This is a genomic window from Amycolatopsis sp. NPDC051373 (assembly GCF_040689465.1).
Taxonomy (GTDB): Bacteria; Actinomycetota; Actinomycetes; order Mycobacteriales; family Pseudonocardiaceae; genus Amycolatopsis.
Window position 1 is genome coordinate 178,925 of sequence record NZ_JBFBAE010000003.1, and the last position, 19,124, is coordinate 198,048.

The 19,124-nt window shown below is 70.9% G+C and carries 23 protein-coding genes; 8 read left to right on the forward strand and 15 right to left on the reverse strand.

The genetic code is table 11. The features are described 5' to 3' along the window. Window positions 1-110 precede the first annotated feature (110 nt). Window positions 111-1,352, reverse strand: coding sequence for a glycoside hydrolase family 18 protein (locus AB0383_RS06855; RefSeq protein ID WP_366185697.1), 1,242 nt, complete (start codon window positions 1,350-1,352; stop codon window positions 111-113). A 408-nt stretch (window positions 1,353-1,760) separates the two neighbouring features. Then, on the reverse strand, window positions 1,761-2,102 hold the full coding sequence (locus AB0383_RS06860) for a helix-turn-helix domain-containing protein (protein ID WP_364174723.1): 342 nt from the start codon (window positions 2,100-2,102) through the stop codon (window positions 1,761-1,763). 70 nt (window positions 2,103-2,172) lie between these two features. Between AB0383_RS06860 and AB0383_RS06865 the strand changes: the two genes are divergently transcribed. Further along, window positions 2,173-2,943 (forward strand): antibiotic biosynthesis monooxygenase, encoded by a 771-nt coding sequence (locus AB0383_RS06865; protein ID WP_364174726.1) that lies wholly within the window; start codon window positions 2,173-2,175, stop codon window positions 2,941-2,943. Window positions 2,944-3,049: 106 nt separating this feature from the next. Here the strand turns inward: AB0383_RS06865 and AB0383_RS06870 are convergent, their stop codons facing one another. Continuing rightward, window positions 3,050-4,075: a 6-phosphofructokinase gene (locus AB0383_RS06870; RefSeq protein WP_220238176.1), complete on the reverse strand. Its 1,026-nt coding sequence runs from the start codon at window positions 4,073-4,075 to the stop codon at window positions 3,050-3,052. A gap of 293 nt (window positions 4,076-4,368) precedes the next feature. Between AB0383_RS06870 and AB0383_RS06875 the strand changes: the two genes are divergently transcribed. Next, window positions 4,369-5,460, forward strand: a complete 1,092-nt coding sequence (locus AB0383_RS06875; protein ID WP_364174730.1) for a 3-deoxy-7-phosphoheptulonate synthase — start codon at window positions 4,369-4,371, stop codon at window positions 5,458-5,460. Window positions 5,461-5,463: 3 nt separating this feature from the next. On the opposite strand, the gene AB0383_RS06880 is transcribed toward AB0383_RS06875, so the two are convergent. From AB0383_RS06880 to AB0383_RS06890, 3 genes are all read right to left on the reverse strand, one after another. Then, window positions 5,464-5,781, reverse strand: a complete 318-nt coding sequence (locus tag AB0383_RS06880) for a S41 family peptidase (protein WP_366185701.1) — start codon at window positions 5,779-5,781, stop codon at window positions 5,464-5,466. 221 nt (window positions 5,782-6,002) lie between these two features. Beyond that, a complete protein-coding gene (locus tag AB0383_RS06885) occupies window positions 6,003-6,491 on the reverse strand; it encodes a polyadenylate-specific 3'-exoribonuclease AS (protein WP_364174736.1) in 489 nt (162 codons plus the stop codon). Between the two features lie 73 nt (window positions 6,492-6,564). After that, complete coding sequence (locus AB0383_RS06890) at window positions 6,565-7,326, reverse strand: lysophospholipid acyltransferase family protein (protein WP_364174948.1); 762 nt, start codon at window positions 7,324-7,326, stop codon at window positions 6,565-6,567. Window positions 7,327-7,545: 219 nt separating this feature from the next. On the opposite strand from AB0383_RS06890, the gene AB0383_RS06895 reads away from it, so the two are divergent. Genes AB0383_RS06895 through AB0383_RS06905 form a run of 3 tightly spaced genes read left to right on the forward strand, consistent with a single transcriptional unit; the run spans window position 7,546 to window position 9,990 of the window. After that, on the forward strand, window positions 7,546-8,310 hold the full coding sequence (locus AB0383_RS06895; RefSeq protein ID WP_364174739.1) for an alpha/beta fold hydrolase: 765 nt from the start codon (window positions 7,546-7,548) through the stop codon (window positions 8,308-8,310). Then, window positions 8,310-8,843 carry a hypothetical protein gene (locus AB0383_RS06900; protein ID WP_364174742.1) on the forward strand — a complete coding sequence of 178 codons (534 nt, stop codon included), beginning with the start codon at window positions 8,310-8,312 and terminating at the stop codon, window positions 8,841-8,843. Before AB0383_RS06895 ends, AB0383_RS06900 begins: the two co-directional genes overlap by 1 nt. Before the next feature lie 10 nt (window positions 8,844-8,853). Continuing rightward, a complete protein-coding gene (locus tag AB0383_RS06905) occupies window positions 8,854-9,990 on the forward strand; it encodes a glutamate--cysteine ligase (RefSeq protein WP_364174745.1) in 1,137 nt (378 codons plus the stop codon). Here the strand turns inward: AB0383_RS06905 and AB0383_RS06910 are convergent. The 3 genes from AB0383_RS06910 to AB0383_RS06920 all read right to left on the reverse strand — a co-directional run bounded on the left by AB0383_RS06910 (window position 9,987) and on the right by AB0383_RS06920 (window position 11,591). Then, entirely contained in the window at window positions 9,987-10,844 is an 858-nt protein-coding gene (locus tag AB0383_RS06910; RefSeq protein WP_364174748.1) for an NUDIX domain-containing protein, read from the reverse strand. The genes AB0383_RS06905 and AB0383_RS06910 overlap by 4 nt on opposite strands. A 69-nt stretch (window positions 10,845-10,913) precedes the next feature. Further along, window positions 10,914-11,324, reverse strand: a complete 411-nt coding sequence (locus AB0383_RS06915; protein WP_366185705.1) for a hypothetical protein — start codon at window positions 11,322-11,324, stop codon at window positions 10,914-10,916. Window positions 11,325-11,327: 3 nt separating this feature from the next. Beyond that, window positions 11,328-11,591 carry a zinc finger protein gene (locus AB0383_RS06920; protein ID WP_366185707.1) on the reverse strand — a complete coding sequence of 88 codons (264 nt, stop codon included), beginning with the start codon at window positions 11,589-11,591 and terminating at the stop codon, window positions 11,328-11,330. A 123-nt stretch (window positions 11,592-11,714) separates the two neighbouring features. Between AB0383_RS06920 and AB0383_RS06925 the strand changes: the two genes are divergently transcribed. Both AB0383_RS06925 and AB0383_RS06930 read left to right on the forward strand, forming a co-directional pair. Further along, window positions 11,715-12,554: a helix-turn-helix transcriptional regulator gene (locus AB0383_RS06925; RefSeq protein ID WP_366185709.1), complete on the forward strand. Its 840-nt coding sequence runs from the start codon at window positions 11,715-11,717 to the stop codon at window positions 12,552-12,554. After that, a complete protein-coding gene (locus tag AB0383_RS06930) occupies window positions 12,551-12,778 on the forward strand; it encodes a DUF397 domain-containing protein (RefSeq protein WP_366185711.1) in 228 nt (75 codons plus the stop codon). The genes AB0383_RS06925 and AB0383_RS06930 overlap by 4 nt, the downstream gene beginning before the upstream one ends. Window positions 12,779-12,838: 60 nt before the next feature. On the opposite strand, the gene AB0383_RS06935 is transcribed toward AB0383_RS06930, so the two are convergent. Genes AB0383_RS06935 through AB0383_RS06960 form a run of 6 tightly spaced genes read right to left on the reverse strand, consistent with a single transcriptional unit; the run spans window position 12,839 to window position 17,171 of the window. Continuing rightward, on the reverse strand, window positions 12,839-13,792 hold the full coding sequence (locus AB0383_RS06935) for an ROK family protein (protein WP_285974727.1): 954 nt from the start codon (window positions 13,790-13,792) through the stop codon (window positions 12,839-12,841). A gap of 15 nt (window positions 13,793-13,807) precedes the next feature. Continuing rightward, window positions 13,808-14,302: a hypothetical protein gene (locus AB0383_RS06940; protein WP_364174762.1), complete on the reverse strand. Its 495-nt coding sequence runs from the start codon at window positions 14,300-14,302 to the stop codon at window positions 13,808-13,810. Further along, window positions 14,299-15,453: an ArsA family ATPase gene (locus tag AB0383_RS06945; RefSeq protein WP_364174765.1), complete on the reverse strand. Its 1,155-nt coding sequence runs from the start codon at window positions 15,451-15,453 to the stop codon at window positions 14,299-14,301. The genes AB0383_RS06940 and AB0383_RS06945 overlap by 4 nt, the downstream gene beginning before the upstream one ends. Window positions 15,454-15,458: 5 nt before the next feature. Further along, window positions 15,459-15,896 (reverse strand): SRPBCC family protein, encoded by a 438-nt coding sequence (locus tag AB0383_RS06950; RefSeq protein WP_364174768.1) that lies wholly within the window; start codon window positions 15,894-15,896, stop codon window positions 15,459-15,461. Between the two features lie 27 nt (window positions 15,897-15,923). Continuing rightward, window positions 15,924-16,718, reverse strand: coding sequence for a metallophosphoesterase (locus tag AB0383_RS06955; protein ID WP_366185714.1), 795 nt, complete (start codon window positions 16,716-16,718; stop codon window positions 15,924-15,926). A 9-nt stretch (window positions 16,719-16,727) separates the two neighbouring features. Continuing rightward, window positions 16,728-17,171: a polyketide cyclase / dehydrase and lipid transport gene (locus AB0383_RS06960; RefSeq protein ID WP_364174774.1), complete on the reverse strand. Its 444-nt coding sequence runs from the start codon at window positions 17,169-17,171 to the stop codon at window positions 16,728-16,730. A 114-nt stretch (window positions 17,172-17,285) separates the two neighbouring features. On the opposite strand from AB0383_RS06960, the gene AB0383_RS06965 reads away from it, so the two are divergent. Continuing rightward, window positions 17,286-19,082, forward strand: a complete 1,797-nt coding sequence (locus AB0383_RS06965) for a long-chain fatty acid--CoA ligase (RefSeq protein ID WP_366185717.1) — start codon at window positions 17,286-17,288, stop codon at window positions 19,080-19,082. The last annotated feature ends 42 nt before the right edge of the window (window positions 19,083-19,124 follow it).

Sequence of the window (19,124 nt, forward strand, 5' to 3'; positions counted from 1 at the left end):
TTCTTCGCCGAACGAGGGAGACCCCGCCGGAGCGGCTCCGGCGGGGTCGGTGTGCCTGGGGACCCGGTGCGGCCGGCGCGCCCCTGCGCCGCCGGCCACACCGGAAGCGGTCACTTCGCGACGGCCGTCATCAGCTCGCCGTTGGACGTGTCGCCGGACAGCTCCCACACCATGGCGCCGCCGAGGCCCTGCTGCTTCGCGTAACTGATCTTGCCGCCGATGGTGCTCGGGGTGTCGTAGCTCCACCAGTTCGAACCGCACTTCGCGTACGCCGTGCCGGCGACGGTGCCGGTCGAAGGGCAGCTCGACTTCAGGATCTTGTAGTCCTCGATGCCCTGCTCGTACTTGCCGGGCGCCGGACCCGTGGCGGAACCGCCGGGCGCGCTCTGCGTGACGCCGGTCCAGCCGCGGCCGTAGAACCCGATGCCCAGCAACAGCTTCGACGCGGGCACGCCCTTGCTCTTGAGCTTCTGGATGGCCGCGTCGGAGTAGAAGCCGGCGGTGGGGATGCCGGCGTAGGAGGTCAGCGGCGAGTGCGGAGCCGTCGGGCCCTGTGCCGCGAATGCGCCGAAGTAGTCGTAGGTCATCACGTGGTACCAGTTCACGTACTGCGCGGCGCCCGCGTAGTCGGCGGCGTCGATCTTGCCGCCGTTGGTGCCGTCGGCGGTGATCGCGGCGGTGACGAGCTTCGACGAGCCGAACTTGGCGCGCACGGCCGCCATCAGGTTCTTGAATGCCGCCGCGCCGCTGGTGTCACAGCTCAGGCCACAGGCGTTGGGATACTCCCAGTCGAGGTCGATGCCGTCGAACAGGCCGGCCCAGCGCGGGTCGTTCACGAGGTTGTAGCAGGAGTTCGCGAACGCGGCCGGGTTCTTCGCGGCCTGGCCGAAGCCGCCCGACCAGCTCCAGCCGCCGAACGACCAGATCACCTTGAGGCCGGGATACTTGGCCTTGAGCTTCTTCAGCTGGTTGAAGCTGCCCGCCAGCGGCTGGTCCCAGATGTCGGCGACGCCATCGACGCTGCCCGCCGCGTCGTAGGTCTTCTGGTAGTCCGCGTAGGCGTCGCCGATGGCGCAGCCGCCGTTGGTGACGTTGCCGAACGCGTAGTTGATGTGGGTGAGCTTCGCGGCGGAGCCGGAGGTTTCGATGTTCTTCACGTGGTAGTTGCGGTCGTACACACCCCAGTCGGTGAAGTAGCCGACCACCTTCCCGACCGAGGCCTGCGGGGCGGCGGCCGACTCCGTGGCCGTCGTGGCCGCCGTGGACACGGGCGCGGCCACAGCCGCTGCGGCGAGTGCGGCGCTGGCCAGGCTGACGAGCGCCAAGAAGCTCTTCCTGCGCGGACGGGGCATGCCGGCTCCCTTCGGGGAGTCACACCAGGTGACCGAACGGGGACAGTGGGGACTCTCACACCGTAAGAGGACTAGACCATTAGGTCAATGGTCTAGTCCAGGGAATCAACCGGACAATTCGGTCGCTCGATGTCGATCACCCGCGGGGCGAAGTCGGCCTGGTCACGGTGCGCCGGAGCGGTCGCGTGCGCCCCGAAGCGCTCGGGCCCGCGTGGCGCTCGCGAAGGTGGGCGCAGGCATCGGCGGCATCGCGGTTGGGGCCGCGACCGGCGCCGAGCGACCCGGGCACCGTGCCGCACTCGGGCGTTTCGAACGCGAACCCCGCGAAGCTGCGCACCGGACACCCGCGGCATTCTCGGATTCCGGCGAGGCCGACACACCCGAGAAGCCGCAGCCGAGCCAGCGGCGTCAGGCAGGTGTCTCGAACGTGATGCCCGTAGCCGCCGCGCGGCGTTCGCCCCAGGCGTACAGGGCGGTCAACGCCGGGCCGAGGGCTTCGCCGTCCGGGGTGAGGCGGTATTCGACGTGGGGGACGCGGCCGTCGAGGGCTTGGCGGTGGACGAGGCCGTCGGCGGTCAGCTCGCGCAGCTGCTGGGTGAGCATCTTTTCGCTGATGCCCGGCATGAGGCGGCGCAGCTCGCCGTAGCGGTGCACGCCCTCCTTGAGATGCGCGAGGATCACCGGCTTCCACCGGCCGCCGATGACGTCGACAGTGAGCTCCACCGGGCACCAGTACCGCCTGCCCGCCATCACGGCCTCCTCGCTACGCACCGGAAAGTAAGTGGTTGCCCGGCCGAGCCGGGTGCGCTCTGCTGGCCTGATGATTGTGGAATACCTGCGCTACACCATCCCGGCCGACCGCGCGGCGGCGTTCGAGGCCGCGTACGCCGACGCGGCCGGCTCGCTCGCGAAGGCACCCGAGTGCGTCGGCTACGACCTCAGCCGCTGCGTCGAAGACCCTACGCGCTACGTGCTCGCGATCCGCTGGACCTCGGCCGAGGCGCACCTCGAAGGCTTCCGCCGCGGCCCGCACTTCCCGCCGTTCTTCGCGGCGATCCGCGCCTACGTCGGCGACCTCGACGAGATGCGCCACTACGAGCCGACGGCCGTCACCGGCGAGGGCGGCGCCCGGCCACCGACGCTGTACGAGTGGGCCGGCGGCGGCCCCGCGCTGCGGCGCCTGACCGAGGTCTTCTACCGCCATGTGCCCGAAGACCCGCTGCTGGAACCAGTGTTCCGCGGCATGGACGCCCACCACGCCGAGCACGTCGCGGTCTGGCTCGGCGAGGTGCTCGGCGGCCCGGCGGACTACACCGCCCACCACGGCGGGCACCCGCACATGATCGGCCGGCACCTCGGCCGCGGGATCACCGAGGAGCAGCGCCGCCGGTGGGTGTCGCTGCTGCTCGACGCCGCCGACGAGACGGGCCTGCCCGCCGACCCGGAGTTCCGCGCCGCGTTCGCCGGGTACCTGGAGTGGGGCAGCCGGCTGGCCGTGCTGTTCTCGGCGCCCGGAGCCGAACCGGCGACGGACGAGCCGGTGCCGCACTGGGACTGGACGATGCCGCCGTGGCAGGCGCCCGCCTCCTAGGCGTCGTACGTGCGCCCGTAGCCGCCGATCCGCCGCACACTGTCCACAGTGGAACCGTGCGCCCGCGCGCCGGGTGGGGGCGGGCCCCACCCGGCGCGGAAGGAACTCAGCCGAAGAAGACTTCGGCCTCTTCGTAACGCTCCAGCGGCACCGTCTTCAGCTCGGCGGTCGCCTCCGACAGCTTCACGCGCACGATGTCGGTGCCCTTCAGCGCCACCATCACGCCGAAGTCGCCGTCGGCCACCGCGTCCACGGCGTGCAGGCCGAAGCGGGTGGCGAGCACGCGGTCGTAGGCGGTCGGGGTGCCGCCGCGCTGCACGTGGCCGAGCACGACCGCGCGCGACTCCTTGCCGGTGCGGTGCGCGATCTCGTCGGCCAGCCAGGTGCCGATGCCGCCGAGGCGGACGTGCCCGAAGGCGTCCTTCTCGCCGGCGACCAGCTTCTCCTCGCCGCCCTCGGGCAGCGCGCCCTCGGCGACGACGATGATCGGCGCGTACTCGTTCTCGAAGCGGCGCTCGACCCACTCCACGACCTGGTCCACGGAGAAGTGGCGCTCCGGCACCAGGATCACGCTCGCGCCGCCGGCCAGGCCGGAGTGCAGGGCGATCCAGCCGGCGTGGCGGCCCATGACCTCCACGACCAGCGCGCGGTGGTGCGACTCGGCCGTGGTGTGCAGCCGGTCGATCGCCTCGGTCGCGATGGAGACGGCGGTGTCGAAGCCGAACGTGTAGTCGGTGGCGCCCAGGTCGTTGTCGATCGTCTTGGGCACGCCGACGACGCCGATGCCGTCGTCGGTCAGGCGCTTCGCGACGCCGAGGGTGTCCTCGCCGCCGATCGCGATCAGCGCGTCGATCTCCTGCTCGGCGAGCACGGCCTTGATCTTCTCGACGCCGCCCTCGACCTTGTACGGGTTGGTCCGCGACGAGCGCAGGATCGTGCCGCCGCGCGTGAGGATGTCCTCGACGTCGCGCAGGCCGAGCGGCTTGCTCTCGCCCGTGAGCGGCCCCTGCCACCCGTTGCGGAAGCCGGTGAATTCCCAGCCGTGCACCTCGATGCCCTTGCGGACCACCGCGCGGATCACCGCGTTCAGGCCCGGGCAGTCACCGCCACCCGTCAGCACACCGACACGCATCTCTTGCCTCCGTCTTTTCTCACGTTGGAGATCGCAGTCACATTTCGGACGCCAGAGTAGCCGCAATCGTCTGGATCGGTGCAGGGCGTACCACCTGGCGAATCGGTCCTCGCGTCCACACGGTGGCCGCGTGTGCTAGCTTGATCGGCGTGCAGCGCTATTTCTGGTTTACGAAGCCGGCCCCGGGTGGGCGCGGCGGCGTGAACCTGCGCTGAGCCCCCACCCGAGCCGGATTCGAAACCGGCTCGGCGAGTTCCCGCGGGTCGGTGTCCACCAGGAAGGAACCACCCGCCGTGACCACCCCGCAGCTGACCGCTGGGCCCGCCGACGCGAGCACCCTCGACAACCAGCGCACCACGTCGATCAGCCCGCTGATCTCCCCCGCCTTACTGCGCGAAGACCATCCCGTGGACGCCGCCGTGGCGAAGGTCGTGCACGCCGGGCGCACCGAGACCGTCGACATCCTCGACGGCCGCGACGACCGCCTCGCCGTGGTCGTGGGCCCGTGCTCGGTCCACGACCCCGAAGCCGCGATCGAGTACGCCCACAAGCTGGCCGCCAAGGCCGACGAGCTGCGCGGCGACCTGCACATCGTGATGCGCGTGTACTTCGAGAAGCCGCGCACCACGCTGGGCTGGAAGGGCCTGATCAACGACCCCGACCTCGACGGCACCTTCGCCGTGAACAAGGGCCTGCGCCTGGCCCGCAAGCTGCTGCTCGACGTGTCGGCGCTCGGCCTGCCGGTGGGGTGTGAGTTCCTGGACCCGATCACGCCGCAGTTCATCGCCGACATCGTCACGTGGGGCTCGATCGGCGCACGCACGGCGGCGAGCCAGGTGCACCGCCAGATGTGCAGCGCGCTGTCGATGCCGGTGGGCATCAAGAACTCGGTGGAGGGCGACATCCAGGTGGCGGTGGACGCCGCGCGCGCGGCCGCCGCGTCGCACGTATTCCCGGGCATCAACGTCGACGGCCTCGCGGCGCTGCTGACCACCTCGGGCAACCCCGACTGCCACGTGATCCTGCGCGGCAGCTCGCAGGGCCCGAACTACGACGCCGCCTCGGTGACCGAGACGCTCGGCCGGCTCGCCAAGTCCGGCCTGCCCGAGCGCGTGATCATCGACGCGAGCCACGGCAACAGCAACAAGGACCACGTCCGCTCGCGTGAGGTCGTGCTGGAGCTGGCTTCGCGCATCGCGGCGGGAGAGCGCGGGATCGTCGGGCTGATGATGGAGAGCTTCCTGGTCGCGGGTGCCCAGAAGCTCAACCTGGGGCACGGCTCGGAGCTCACGTACGGGCAGTCGATCACGGACGCCTGCTTGGATTGGGACACGACGGCGGATCTGCTGGACACGCTGGCGGGTGCGGTGCGGGCGCGGCGCTGAGTTTCAGCAGCCGGGCCGGGTGTGGAGCCACGCTGACGCGGCCGCGATCACCTCGTCGGTGGTCGCGGTCGCGGGCAGTGGGTGGTCGGGGGCGATCGGGGTGTTGCCGTAGACGCGGCCGGTCCGGTCCATCTCCTGCACGGTCGTGATCAGCAGTTCGGCCCCGTCACTGAGCCGGAAGACCGCGTTGCCGGTCGCGAAACCCGCAGTGGGTTGGCCGAATGTGGCGGCACGGGCGAGGCCGCGGAAGGCGATGAGGGTCGCCTCGCCCGAGCTGCCGGTGAGGGCGGAGGTGACGACGGCGACGGGCCGCGCGACCACAAAGCGGCGGCTCCGCGCGACCACAAAGCCGCCGGGCCGCACGACGGCTGATCGGCGGTGCCGGACGTGCGGCCGCTGTACAGAAACAGGCCGCGGGCGTTGATCAAGTAGTCCGTGGCGACTTCGGCCGAGATGTCGCCACGGCCGTGACCAGGCCGAGCACCACCAGCACCACGAACCCAGCAAGCACCCGACGCATCCCCGCGCCCAGTCGCGAAACCTCAGCGGCGCCGGAACGCCGGTTCGATCACTTCCCAGCGTTGCAGGTTGTGTTTCGCGTCGGCAAGCGCATCGTGCTGATCCGTAGGCGCCAGCGGCAACTTCGGCTTCCCCGCGTCTTCCCACCGCTGGCGCAGGTCGCGCGTAAAGCGGGGCAGCTGGCGTGGCAGGGCGGGCATCGGGCCCCACAGCTGGGCCAGCGCCACGTGGTCGTAGGCGGCGAACCAGGCCCACAGCTCGATGCCGCCGGGGGGCTTGCCGAAGAACTCGAGTAGGTCGGCGCGGATCTTCTCGCGGCTGCGCCACGCCCGGTCCGCGGGCGAGGGCAGCTTGGGCAGCACGTGGTCGCGCACCCACGGGCCCGCCTTGGCGGGGTCGAAGTCGGTCGACACGGCGTAGAACTCGCGGCCGCGCTCGTCAACGACACCGATCGAGACCAAATCGATCGTCACGCCGTCCTCGATGAACTCGGTGTCGTAGAAGAAACGCATCACGGAAAATTACCAGCGGCGCGAAGCGCCTCCGTTGAGGGTGGCGGCGGGGAGGAAGGCGGAGCCTAGTGGGCTAGCCGACTTTGCTGTCGGGCACCCGGGCGGCGTCGCGGCCCGAAGGCTGTGCGGGGACCTTGGGCTTGGCGCCGGAGTCCTCGGCGGCGAGCAGTTCCTTGGCCTTCGCCGCGTAGATGTCCACGTACTCCTGGCCCGAGAGCTCCATCAGGGCGTACATGATCTCGTCGGTGATCGAGCGCTCGATGAAGCGGTCGCCGGCGAGGCCGTCGTAGCGGGAGAAATCGAGCGGGGCGCCGAAGCGGATCTCGAGGCGGCGCGGCCACCACATCTTGGAGCCGATCGGGTTGACCTTTTCCGTGCCGATCATGGCGACGGGCACGACCACGCCCTTCGACTCCAGGGCGATGCGGGCGACGCCGGTCTTGCCCTTGTAGAGGCGGCCGTCGGGCGAGCGCGTGCCCTCGGGGTAGATGCCGAGCAGGTGGCCCTGCTTCACGAGCCGGGTCGCCGTGTCGAGCGCGGCCTGCGCCGCGTTGCCGCTGGAGCGGTCGATGGGGAACTGCCCGACGCCGGTGAAGAACCACTTCTTGAGCAGGCCCTTGAGACCCGGCTCGGTGAAGTACTCCGACTTCGCCGGGAACGTGACCTTGCGCTTCACGCGGATCGGCATGAAGAACGAGTCGGCGACCGCCAGGTGGTTGCCGGCGAGGATCGCGCCGCCGTCCTCCGGGATGTTCTCGGCGCCGACGACTTTCGTCGGCCACAGCAACTTGAGCAGTGGTCCGATGAAGACGAACTTCATGAGCCAGTACAGCACCGCGCGCCAGTCCTTCCCGAGGCTCAACCATCGTTCCCAGTGGTCAAGCCTACGAAACCCGGCGGTGTGCGCACAATGCGGGACGAGCCGCTACTGGGTGGCAGCGATCGATCTCACAGCGGTACCAGGCAGTTCCGGGCACCGGCCGGGGCCCCACAAGACCACTCGACCGTGAGAGCATGGAGGACCTAGACCGCTTCGATCGGAAGGGCGTTCGTCATGGGCGTGCTCGCCGGCGCGGAACCGTTCGCCCACACCGGTTCCTCTGGGGCCGGGTTCCTGCTGTGCCACGGCTTCACCGGGACGCCGGCCGGGCTGCGGGCCTGGGGTGACCACCTGGCCGCGGCCGGGTTCAGCGTTCGCTGCCCGCTGCTGCCCGGACACGGCACGCGCTGGCAGGACCTGAACCGGACCACGTGGGAGGACTGGTACGGCGCCGTCCGCGAGGAACTGCTCGCCCTGCTGGCCGAGAACGACACCGTGTTCGTCGGCGGGTTGTCGATGGGCGGCACCCTCACGCTGCGCCTCGCCGAGGAGTTCGGCGACCGGATCGCCGGGATCGTGCTGGTCAACCCGTCGGTCACGCGGCTGAGCGACGACGCGAAGCTGCTGCCGCTGCTCGCGCGCGTGATCCCGTCGATCCCCGCGATCGCCAACGACATCGCCAAGCCCGGCGTGACGGAGCTGGCCTACCCGCGCACGCCGGTGCGGGCCGCCGCGAGCCTGGCGCGCCTGTGGAAGCTCGTGCGCGCCGAACTGGGCAAGGTCACGCAGCCGGTGCTGCTGCTGCACTCCGCCGTCGACCACGTGGTGGAGCCCGAGAACTCGCGGATCGTGCTGGCCGGCGTCGCCAGCACGGACGTGACCGAGGTGGTGCTCGAGAACAGCTTCCACGTCGCGACGCAGGACAACGACGCGGAACTGATCTTCAGCCGCAGTGTCGACTTCGCCCGGTCGCTGCGGGCGGGACAGGTGGGTGCCTGATGACCCGGGGGAAAGGCACGGACGGACCCGAGGACGTCGACGCCACGTTCGCCGAGATCGTGGCCGACCTGCGAGCAGAGGGCGTGGGTTTGTTCCTCGAAGAGGACGCGCTCGAGCTCGCCGACGACACCGCGGGCGAGCAGGCGAGCGACCCGACCCCACCGCCGGCCGCCAAGACCGACACGAAGCCCGACAAGCCCGAGAAGGCGCCCGAAACCGGCGACACCTGGCGCACGGGCGGCGCCACGTGGGACGCCACGATGTTCAGCGACGACCCGGCCGAGGACGACGAGCACTTCGTGCCGCCGGAGCCGCCGCCGCTGCCGCGTCCGCGCAAGGGCGCGTTCGTGGTGCTGTTGTTCTTCGTGGTGGGGCTGCTCCTGCTGATCGTGCCGAACCTGATCGGCGTCGGGCCCGCGCTGGCGACGCCGCTGGGGATCCTCGCGCTCGCCACCGCCATCGCGCTCCTGCTGCTGCGGGTGCGCCAGGGCCCGCCGCCGGGTGCCGACCCGACCAACGGCGCCCAGGTCTGACCGGGCGGGTATGCGGATCGACTTCAGTCCTTCGCGCCGTTCGACGATCGGTGCGGAGTGGGAGCTGGCCCTGGTGGACCGGCGCAGCGGCGAGCTGGCCTCGGTCGCGGAACGGATCCTCGACGCGGTGCGCCCCGACGGCGCCGACGAGCACCCCAAGATCAAGCAGGAGCTGCTGCTCAACACCATCGAGGTGATCAGCGGCGTCTGCACCACCGTCGCCGAGGTGAAGGCCGACCTGGCCGAATCGCTCGACGTCGTGCACAAGGTCACCGACCCGCTGGGCGTGGAGCTGTTCTCCGCGGGCACGCACCCGTTCTCCAACTGGTACCGGCAGAAGGTGACCGACAAGGCGCGCTACGCCAAGCTCATCGACCGAACCCAGTGGTGGGGCCGGCAGATGCTGATCTACGGCGTCCACGTGCACGTCGGCCTCGACCACCGCGACAAGGTGCTGCCGGTGCTCGACGCGCTGCTCAACTACGCGCCGCACCTGCAGGCGCTTTCGGCGTCTTCGCCGTATTGGGGCGCGGAGGACACGGGCTACGCGTCGAACCGCGCGCTGATGTTCCAGCAGCTGCCCACGGCCGGGCTGCCGTTCCAGTTCCGCGAGTGGGCGGAGCTGGAGCACTACGTGTCGGACATGTTCACGACCGGCGTGATCGACCACTTCTCCGAGATCCGCTGGGACATCCGGCCCGCGCCGCACTTCGGCACGATCGAGATGCGCGTGTGCGACGGCGTGCCGACGCTGGAGGAGGTCGGCGCGATCGCCGCGCTGACGCAATGCCTCGTCGAGGACTTCAGCACGCGCCTCGACCACGGCGAGCGGCTCCCGACGCTGCCGCCGTGGCACGTGCAGGAGAACAAATGGCGCGCCGCGCGCTACGGCACGGACGCGATCATCATCCTCGACGCGGCCGGCCGCGAGCGGCTCGTCACCGACGACCTCACCGACCTGCTGGAGAAGCTCGAACCCGTCGCGCGGCGGCTCGACTGCGTGGCGGAGCTGCGCGACGTCGAGACGATCCTGAAGTACGGGCCGAGCTACCGGCGCCAGCGCGCGGTGGCCAAGCAGCACCACGGTTCCCTGAAAGCCGTCGTCGCGTCGCTGGTCGCGGAGATGCGCGACGGGATCGCGCGTTAACCGGCGTCCAGCTCGCGCAGCAGCGTGCCCGGGCCCATGATCGACGCGCCCAGCGCGGTGACCCGGGACCGCAGCTCGCGGTCGGCCGTGACCACCACGACGTGGTCGCCCGGGCGCGCCTGGGCGGTGACCTCGACGATGTGCGAGTCGCCGTCGGCGGGTGCCGTCGCGATCTCGACTCCGGGCACCGGTTCGACCCCGCGCGCCTGGCCTTCGACGACGAGGACCACCCGCGGCCACCACTCCCACGTCGGCCCGGCGGCGAGCCCCGCGACGGCGTCGGCGATCCCGCGCTCGGCCAGCAGCGCCAGCCGATCCCGCAGGCGCTCGGCGGCGCCGCGACGGTCGCGCCACCAGCCGTCGGGCCGCGAGCCGACGACGTTGGCGCCGTCGACGATCAGCACGAGCTCGCGGCCGAGCTGCTCCCGCAGCCCCGGCCACGACTCGGCGAAGTCACGGTGCAACGGCAGCTCGGCCACGTCGCCGGGCGCGACCCAGCGCAGCTCGGAGCTCTCCTGGTTGGCCACGCGCGCGTCGAGCGCGCCGTCGGCGGTGGCGAGCACAGTGGTGTAGTGCCAGGTCCCGTGGTCGAGCACCGACGCCGACAGCGCGCGGAACGCGGTCTTCGGCACGTCGGCCTCTTCCCACGCTTCGCGGGCCGCCGCCTCGCGCACGGTCTCGCCCGTCTCCAGTGCGCCGCCGGGCAGGGCCCAGGTGCTGCCGTTGTGCACCCACCAGGCGCGCCGCTGCAGCAGCACCCCGCGTGCGGGATCGGACAGGAGCAGCCCGGCCGCGCCGTGCGCACCCCAGTGCAGCCGCCCGCACGAACACCGCACGAACCGGTTGGCGGTCATCGGCGTCACCCGGCCAGCCTTCCACAGGAAGCCTGCCGGACGCAGCCTCCTGGTGGACGACTGTGATCGTCAGCCGCGTTCGCCGAGCCGCTCCGCGACGAACGCCGTGCAGGCGTCGAGGTTGTCCTTCAGTCGGCCCGCGCGCTTGCGGAGGACTTCCAGTTCGAGCCGCGTCGGCGGCCGGTTCTCCCTGAGCCGCCAGACGACTCCGGCGAGGCGGATCGACAGGCCGTAGGTCACGGCGTCGGCCGTGTCCAGGAGTTCCTGCAGCATGCGCTGGTCACCGGTGGTGAGTCCCGGGGCACTCGGCCGGGGTTCACGAGTGCCCCGGGACGCGGTGGCCCTGCCGCCACCCGACGTGGCGACAGGGGTCGAGGCGTCTCCGGAAGGTGCGGCCGGAGAGCGGCGCGGGGCGTCAGGTGCGGCGGCACCCGGGCTGTTCTGCGGGTCTTCGCCGGCGACGCGGAGTCGTGCGGTCATGGGTCAGCTCCGAGCTTTCGAGAGTCCGGCTGCGCGCGGCGCGGCGTCCGGACGCGGAGCCGGAACGCCCAGCGCGCGGCGGAACGCCGTGTCGCAGCTCGGGCAGGTCGGGTCGAGCCAGGGTTTGCCGGGGCTGTGGATGTCGTTCTCCCCCACGGTCTTATCCGCGCCGCACAAGGCGGCGAACGTCGCGCCGGCGTCGAGTGATCCGTGGTGCACGGCCGCTCTCGCGTGACGCTGACCTGCCGCCTGTTGCCACACGTACATGAAGCCCTCCCCTGGATCTGCTGTATCGCTACCCCTGAGATGGTGACCTGTGCATGCACAGTTTTCAAGCAAAGTTGTTAGATGCACCCGAATGAGGTGCACCGTTTCTGATAGATTTTGTGCATGCCCAGCACACGCGCGACACCCCGGCAGGTCGAACTCGGCGCACTGTTGCGCAGGATTCGCAAGCGTGCCGGGCTCTCCCAGCCGCAGGTGGCGGCGTTGGTCAACCGGTCACACTCACATATTTCGCGACGCGAGCGCGGCGAACTCGGCTTCGAAGAGCAGGCCGAACTCGAACGCACTTTGACGGTCACCGGCGCCACCAGCGAAGAGACCATCGAGGCGCTTCGCCTCTTCCGCGACGGAGCCGACCCGAACTGGCTGATTCCCGGCATCGCGCGAGACCTCGCGGTCGTCACCGAATACGAATCAGTGGCGAACAGCATCTTCGCATTCCAGCCATCGGTGATCCCCGGTCCATTGCAGACCGAGGAGTACGCCCACGCCGTGATGGTCGGAGGATCGAGCACGGAAGTCGGGATCCAGGACCGGCTCAAACTGCGGATGGCGCGGCGAAAGACTTATCTGGCTGGCAGCACGCGGTTCGAAGCCATCATGGGCGAGCAGGCGATCCGCTATCCGGCCTGTCCCCGCGATATCGCGATCCGGCAGCTACGAGACCTTTGCGAGGTTGCCGCGCTGCCGCACATCTCGATCCAAGTCATGCCGTTCCGGCTCGGATATCACCCTTCGAGAGAAGGCGGATTTGTCTTGATGCGCTCGGACGCGACGACTGTGGTCCACGTCGAGCATTACCGTTCGTCGTCTACGCTGACCAACGCGCGTGACATCAAGGACTACCTGGACGCGGCGGACAAGATCCGTCGTGACGCGGTGGGTGCTGTTGCTTCGGCGCGGCTCATCGCGGAGATCGCGGATGAGTTGGAGCGGACTGGATGAACGAAGGTGCTTGGCGGACGTCGTCGTACAGCGGTAATCAGGGAGAGTGCGTCGAAGTGCGCACGCTCGTCTGGCGGACGTCGTCGTACAGCGGCAGTCAGGGCGAGTGCGTTGAGGTGAGCACGCTCTCCGAGCAGGCCGGTGTGCGCGACTCCAAGGATCGCGACGGCGGCATCCTGCTGCTCGGCGGGGAGGCCTGGCGGGCGTTCCTCGAACGCCTCTGACCATGCGATTAACGTGCCCCCAGCATCCCGACGGTGCTGGGGGCACCTTCGTTTCAGGGCTCAGCCGGCGACTTCGGCGACCGGTGCCTTGGCCGCGTCGAGAGCCAGCGCCGCGGCGCCGACGATGGCGGTGTCGTCGCCGAGGTGGGCGGTGCGGATGCGGGCCAGCGGCCGGTACCGCGCGCCGGTGATGGCGCCCGCGTAGTGCTCACGCGCCTCGTCGAGGAACAGGGGCGCCGACTCGGAAACGCCGCCGCCGATCACGATGATCTCGGGGTCGAACACGTCCGCGACCAGCGCCAGGCCCTCGCCCAGCCACTTGGCCAGCTCGGCCATCGCCCGCAGCGCGATGGGGTCGCCGTCGCGGGCGGCGCCGGCGACGCGGCGGCCCGTGACCGAACCCGGGTCGCCCGCGACCTCGCGCGAAAGGACCGTGGAGCGGCCCGGGTAGCGAGCGAGCAGCTCGACGGCGGTGGCGGCCAGCGCCGTGCCGCTGCAGTAGCGCTCCCAGCAGCCGTACTTGCCGCACGGGCACGCGCGCCCGCCCGGTACCACGGTCAGGTGGCCCAGTTCGGGGGCGACGCCGTAGGCGCCGCGGTAGATCTCGCCGTCGAGCAGCAGCCCGGCGCCGATGCCGGTGCCGAGCGCGACCAGCGCCGCCACCTGTGCGCCGCGGGCCGCGCCGAAGCGATGCTCGCCGACCACGGCCGAGTTCACGTCGTGCTCCAGCGTCACCGGCAGGCCCACGCGCTTCTCGATGCGATCGGCCACCGGCGCGTCGCGCCAGGCGAGGTGCGGCGCGAACATCACCGACCGGCGGTCGCGCGCCACGAACCCGGCCACGGCCAGGCCCACGGCCGCGACGTCGTGGCGGTTGCGCAGGTCCTCGACGACGCCGGCGATGGCATCCTCAAGCGCGTTTTCCTCACTCGGTGTCCCGACGCGTGCGGTGTCCAGGAGCGATCCCCGCTCGTCCACCACACCGGCGCGCACGCTCGTGCCGCCGACGTCCACCCCTATCGTCAGCACTCAGTTCTCCTGCTCCGGCCGCCAGTCTTCCCGCTTGCGGACGGCGATGTGCTGCACCCGGGCGGCGGCTCCCGGGTCGTCCGCGGGCACGGTGGCGTCCCTGGGGCTGGGCGCAGGTCTGGGCGCGGGCGTGAAGCCCGGCATGTGCACACCCTCGTCGGGCTCCCAGCGGTCCGCGAGCACCGCCCGCAGCAACGCCACCAGCTGCGCCGCCTGCTCCAGCAGCCGGGCGGCGAACTCCGGCCGTTCACCTCGCACGACGGCGACGATCGCACACAACGGGCACCAGTCACACCCCGAAAACCCCGCAGTCCCCGCGGCACCCGGCTCGGTGTCGTGGGACGGCTCGTGGACCTCATCGCGGCCGTGCCCGGCGGCCATCAGCCCTTCCAGCCACGGCGCGGCCCGCTCGACCACCAGCTCCACCAGCAGGCGGATCTCCTCGGCCAGCCGCAGGCCTTCGGCCGCGTACCCGGGCTCGTCCTGTTCGCTCACGCGCGACCCCGGTCCCCGGCCAGGCTGATGACCAGGCCGCCCGCATCGGATTCCGCGCCGGTGATTCGGCACGGCCGCAGCGTCTCCGGCAGGGCGATCAGCCTGCGGAAGCCGTCCACGGTGATCGCCAGGTCGTCGTCGACGCGGGCGAGGTCCACGTCGGCCTCCTGCTGCAGCGGGATCGCGACACGCAGCCGGAAGCCGTCGGCCTCCGGCGTCACCTGCAGCAGCGGCGTCACGGGCTTTCCGGTGCCGGACAAGGGATCCCGCGTGCCGTAGAGCTCACGCGCCAGCTCGGCGAGCGCCTCGGCGCCCACCGGTTCACTCGCCCGGTGCTCGACGCGCGCGAGGTCGGCCGGCCCGAACCCGGCGGCCGCGAGCTCGGCCAGCACGGCGTCCTGCTGGGCGCGCCGTGTGCGCAGCCAGGTGGCCGCCGAACCGCGCCAGAACCCGGGCGCGGGCATCAGGCGGTTGGCGATCAGCCCGTCGACGGCGATTCCGCGCAGGGCCAGCGACGTGAGCGTGCGGCGAGTCTCGGCGACCACCACGCGCTCCGGCGTGAGGACCAGCCGCACGGTGGTGGTTGGGTCGGTGAGCAGCTCGCGCAGCGAGTCCAGGTGCGCGCCGAGGCGCCGCACGGCGGCGACGCGACCACGCCGGCCGTGCGTCTTGTTCAGGTACCCCGCGACGGCCTCGGGCAAGGCCAGCAGGCGCAGCGTCTCGGCGGTCGGACCGCAGTCGACCACCACCGTGTCCCACGGCCCGTGCCCGGCCAGGCGCTGCACCTCGCCGAGGGCGAGCAGCTCGTCGACACCCGGGAGCACGGTCAGCTCCTCGGCGTCGAGCGTCTCGAGCCCGGCGCCGGCCAACAGCGTCCGCAGCTGGTCGCGCAGCTCGTGCCAGGTCCGGTCGGCAAGCGCACGGGAGTCGACCTGCGCGGCCCACAGGCCCGCCGGGGAGCCGTCTCGGCGCACGTCCACTTCGGACGGTTCCGCGCCCAGCGCCGCGCCGAACGCGTCGCCGAGGGAGTGCGCCGGGTCGGTGGAGACCACGAGGGTCTTCCTGCCGCGCCCGGCCAGGGCGGTGGCGGTGGCCGCGGCGAGCGTGGTCTTCCCGACACCCCCCTTGCCGGTGAACAGCAGGATCCGCATGTCGCCTAGCCTTCGGCCCGTCGCTTCAGCTCCTTGAGCGCCGTGTCCATCACCATCTTCTCGGCCTTGCGCCGGAGCAGGCCGATCATCGGCAGCGCCAGCTCCACCGAGAGCGTGTAGGTGACCTTCGTGCGCCCGTCACGCAGCGCTTCGAGTGCGTAGCGGCCGTTCTGCGCCTTCTGCATCTGGCCCTTGACCAGGTGCCAGCTCACGCCGAGCCCGGTCACGTCCCAGTCGTACTCGAGCGTGTAGACGTCCTTGATCGGCCCGGCGTCCAGGGTCAGCTTCACCTGTTTGGCCCGCCCGGCGTCGTCGGTGCCCAGCACCTCGACCTCCTGGACGGCCTTGGCCCACTCCGGGTACGCGGGGAAGTCGGCGATCACCGTCATCACCCGTTGGGGCTCGGCGTCGACCTCGATGGACTGCGTGGACTGCTCGGCCATGGGACGAAGCGTAGCCGGAGAGCCGCGTCACCAGCGCAGCACGTACGGCTGCCCGGTCTCCTTGAAGTGACCCACGTTACGGCACTCGGTGTAACCGAGCCGCCGCCGCGAGGCCAGCGGCTGGTGCACATGGCCGAACACCGACCAGCGCGGCCGCTGCTCGCGGATGAGCGCCAGCAGCGACCGCGAGCCCAGCTCGGCGCGCCGCGCGACCACGTCGTAGGTCAGCTCGGCCACCGCCGGGGGGATGTGCGTGCAGAGCACGTCGACGCCCGACAGCTTGGCAACGCCCTCGTCGAACTCCTCACGGGCCCGCAGGTAGGGCCGCCATGCGGCGCCCTTGCGCGGCCGCGGCACCACGCCTTCGGGCAGCACCGCTCCCCCGACGAACCCGAACCGCAGGCCGCCGATCGTGGTGACCTCGCCGTCGAGCACCTGCACACCGTCGCCGACGAACTCCGGCCACAGGTCGGGCGAGTCGACGTTGCCGGGCGTGGCGTAGGTCGGCGCGGTCATCGAGGCGAAGAGCGTGGCGTACTGCTCTCGCATCGCCTCGTCCACGGCCGCGGCCGGGTCGTCGAGCGTGGCCCACAGCGTGCGCGAGTAGGCCACGGTCTCGTCGCGGGTGCCCTCGCGACGCAGGCGCGCGAACTGCGCCACCTTCTCCGCGCCGAACAGGGCGCCCATGATTCCCTTGTCGTGCTCGCGGTAGTCGACGAAGTCCAGCAGGTCGCCGAGCACGACCAGCGCGTCGGCCCCGTCACCCGCCCGCTTCAGCGCGTCGGCATTGCCGTGCACGTCCGAAACGACGTGAACCCGCACAAGACCCTCCTAGTCAGTGGCCTCGAGGTCGGTGGTCTCAAGGTCTTCGGCCCGCGGCGGGATCCCGGGCTCGCGCCCGTCCTCGAGGACGCGCTTGAGCTCCAGTGCGAGGTGCTTCGCCGCGCGGGCCCGCCGGTCGAACTCCCGGCGCAGCTCACGCGGAGTCAGGGTCCGCGGCGCACCGCCGGGGCCGGCGGGCGTCGCGCGCAGGAAGTAGTGCAGCACGGTGCCGTCGAGCACGGGTTCCAGCCAGACCTCCATCGTACCGACGAGCGCACCCGTCACGGTCCAGCGCAAACCCTTGTCACCACGGTCGGTGTACACCTGAAGGGAAAGGTCCGGCCAGTACCGCCGCCAGGCGCCCGGGTCGGCGAACGCCGCGGCGATCGTGCTCGGCGGCACCACGATGAAGGTCTCGTCCACGAGATCGAGAGCGGGTGGTCCGGGGTTCACAGGCGCAGAATGTCACGACTTCGTGCGGCGGGTCGGCGCGGCGTGGTCTTAAGGTCTACGGCAAGCTAAGTTGACCGGCGGGTAACCCCGCACGCGTCGAACACGGAGGTCCACGTGCGCGAATACAGCGCCCCCGCCGGGAAGCCGGTGACCGACGACGAGAACCTGGCCGACGTCGTCTGGGCGAACGCCGAGCGGTTCTCCGACGTCGTGAGCTTCCGCCGGCAGGTGGAGGGCACCTGGCTGGACGTGACGGCCAAGGACTTCGCCGACCAGGTCGCGGCCGTCGCCAAGGGCCTGATCGCCGCCGGCATCGGCCACGGCGACCGGGTCGCGCTGATGTCGAAGACCCGCTACGAGTGGACGCTGATCGACTTCGCGATCTGGGCCGCGGGCGCCGTCACCGTGCCGATCTACGAGACGTCGTCACCCGAGCAGGTGCGTTGGATCCTGTCCGACTCGGCCGCCAAGGCCGTGCTGGTGGAGACCGGCACCCACCACGAGTCCGTTGACGCGATCCGCGACCGGCTCACCACGCTGCGCCACACCTGGCAGATCGAAGGCGCCTCCCCCGCGGTCGACGAACTCACCGCGCTCGGCGCCGAGGTCACCGACGAGAACCTGCACGCGCGCCGCCGCGAGGTCAGCGCGGGCGAGCTGGCGACGATCGTCTACACCTCGGGCACCACGGGCCGGCCGAAGGGCGTCGAGCTGACGCACCGCAACCTGCTGGCCGAGATCCGCGCCGACATCGAGGCGTTCCCCGAACTCATGGAGCAGGGCAACTCGCTGCTGTGCTTCCTGCCGCTGGCTCACATCCTGGCCCGTGCGATCGCCGTGACCGCGCTGTCGGCCCGCGTGACGCTGGGCCACACGCCGGACGTGAAGAACCTCGTCGCGGACCTCGGCACGTTCCGGCCGACGTTCGTGGTCGCCGTGCCGCGCGTGTTCGAGAAGGTCTACAACTCGGCCAAGCAGAAGGCCCACAGCGAGGGCAAGGGCAAGATCTTCGACGCCGCCGAGGCCACCGCGGTCGAGTACAGCGAGGCGACGGACAAGGGCAGCGTCTCGTTCGGGCTGCGCGCCAAGCACCTCGTGTTCGACAAGCTCGTGTACAGCAAGCTGCGCGCGGCGCTGGGCGGCCGCTGTGTCGCCGCGGTGTCCGGCGGCGCTCCGCTGGGCGTGCGCCTGGCCCACTTCTTCCGCGGCATCGGCGTGCCGGTGTTCGAGGGCTACGGCCTCACCGAGACCTCGGCCGCGGCAGCCGTCAGCGCCAAGACGGCGTTCCGCGTGGGCACCGTCGGCAAGCCCGTGGCGGGCACCTCGGTGCGCATCGCCGACGACGGCGAGATCCTGCTCAAGGGCAGCGTCGTGTTCGGCGCGTACTACAACAACCCGCAGGCGACCGCCGAAGCACTCACCGACGGCTGGTTCCACACCGGCGACCTGGGCGAGCTGGACGGCGAGGGCTTCCTCAAGATCACCGGCCGCAAGAAGGAGATCATCGTGACGGCCGGCGGCAAGAACGTCGCGCCGTCGGGCCTCGAGGACACGATGAAGGCCTCGCCGCTGATCAGCCAGGCCATGGTGGTCGGCGACCAGCGGCCGTTCATCGCCGCGCTGGTCACCATCGACGAGGAGTTCTTCCCGTCCTGGAAGACCCAGCACGGCAAGCCCGCGCAGGCCACCGTCTCCGACCTGGCGGCCGACGCGGACCTGCTCAAGGAGATCCAGACGGCGGTCGACGAGGCCAACAGGCAGGTGTCGCACGCCGAGGCGATCAAGAAGTTCACCGTGCTGGCCAAGGACTTCACCGAGGCGAGCGGCGAGATCACGCCCTCGCTGAAGCTCAAGCGCAACGTGGTGAGCAAGAACTACGCGTCCGACATCGAGGCGCTCTACAAGAGATGAAACGGACGGGAACCGCCGTGGCGTTCGGGTCCCCCGTGCGCC